Genomic DNA, 293 nt, shown 5'->3' with positions numbered 1-293 from the left:
TTTCACTAAGAGGATCTTCTATGTTAACCTCTTCTTTTTGTTCCCCACAAGTAAAATGAAGATCTACTCTTTTTAGGTAAATGGCCGCCACCGCCTCTTGCAATAAGAAGCCACTTTCGGCTGTGAAAATTTCCTTTTTCACAAGCGCGCCAATGAGATCGAGTGTATTGGCTTCTTCCATGCCGAAATAAAGCGATAAATCATTTAAAAGGTGATGGAGCAACTCCGTGTAGTTCTTTTTTAGGTCGATAATCTTCTCTTTAAAGGGGTGGCACCAAATCTGTTCATAGGTC

At 40.6% G+C, this 293-nt stretch carries 1 protein-coding gene; it reads right to left on the bottom strand.

Annotated elements, in window-relative coordinates:
- On the bottom strand, positions 1-293 hold a 293-nt coding region (locus tag BU804_RS03200), incomplete at both ends, for a putative nucleotidyltransferase substrate binding domain-containing protein (protein WP_143298917.1).

Origin of the sequence: Candidatus Protochlamydia sp. W-9 (assembly GCF_001950615.1) — a bacterium.
GTDB classification, from domain to species: Bacteria; Chlamydiota; Chlamydiia; order Chlamydiales; family Parachlamydiaceae; genus Protochlamydia; species Protochlamydia amoebophila.
The sequence above is the reverse complement of the archived record's forward strand: the minus strand, read 5'-3'. Positions and strand labels throughout refer to the sequence as shown.